The organism is Synechococcus sp. R70.1, assembly GCF_047461675.1.
Taxonomy (GTDB): Bacteria; Cyanobacteriota; Cyanobacteriia; order Thermostichales; family Thermostichaceae; genus Thermostichus.
The window spans coordinates 1-1,117 of the sequence record NZ_JANSHR010000044.1 but is presented as its reverse complement, the minus strand read 5'-3'; the positions used below and the strand labels follow the sequence as shown (position 1 = coordinate 1,117).

Below are 1,117 nucleotides of genomic sequence, written 5' to 3'. Positions count from 1 at the left end.
GGGTGGCTCAGCCCGTGATTGATGGCGTAGAACAGCTCGCGGTCGTAGTGCGTCAGCGTCTCCATCAGAGCAGCGACATTTTGCCGAAGCCGACATACTTCGGCTGGCTCAGGCGTTCAATGCGCTGCAGCATGTCCTCGAAGCACATGTGGTGTTCCTGCATGTCGCCGCGCACGATGGGGTCAATCGGCAGGGTGGGCGTGTCGTTGATATGGACGCTCAGGGCGCGGGCGTGGCGGGCGAGTTCGAACGCTTCGGCAATATCGCGCGTGTAGACCGCCAGCCGCACGCCGATCGAGAAGCAGTTCAGCTGACGCAGCAACTCGTCGGGCGTCTCGTAAGCGTGCAGGATGACGACGGGTCCGAACACCGCCTCGGCGTAGAGCGGGCTGGCGGGCGGCACATCGGTCAGTACGGTGGGCAGGTAGAAGGGTAGTTCCGCCTTTGCGCCTGTCAGCGCCCGCGCGCCGCGCTGCAGGGCGTCATCCACCCACTGCGCCACGCGCTCCAGCGCGTGCGGGTGGATGAGGGGCGCAAGCGAGGTATTCTCGTCCATCGGGTCGCCCGTATGCAGGCGCGCCACCCGCTCAATCAGCGCGTTCGCCAGCGGCTCGTACAGGCTCTGATGCGCCCACACATGCTGAATTGAGGTGGGCGACTGCCCTGCCATCATAAACCCGCAGCAGGCGACCTCGTCGGCGACCTGTTCGGGGTCGGCGCTTGGGCAGGCGACCAGCACGCCGATGGTGTCCAGCTCCATCTCGATGCGTTTCGCACCTGCGTGAACAGGCAGGTTCAGCCCCACCTCGCGGCTGCCCGTGAAGGTCAGCATCTGCACCAGCGGGTGCGCCGCCAGCGCGTGTCCTAATTCCTCACCCTTGCCTGTGAGGATGCTCAGCGCTTCGGGGGGCATGCCTGCGCGGTACAGCAGTAGTCCCAGCCGCAGCACGGTCAGCGGGGCTTCGGTGGAGGGCTTGAGGATGACGGCGTTGCCCGCGGCGATGGCAGGTGCAGCTTTTTGCGCCGCGTGCGCCAGCGGCAGGTTGAACGCCAAGATCGACGCCACCACGCCCAACGGCTCGCGCGCCCAGAACCCGAACCGCGACGCGCCGTCCGT

The 1,117-nt window shown here is 66.5% G+C and carries 1 protein-coding gene; it reads right to left on the bottom strand.

Annotation, left to right across the window (positions count from 1 at the left end):
- Positions 1-64: 64 nt before the first annotated feature.
- The coding region (locus NW807_RS06480; RefSeq protein ID WP_414425606.1) for an aldehyde dehydrogenase family protein at positions 65-1,117 on the bottom strand (1,053 nt) is incomplete at its 5' end.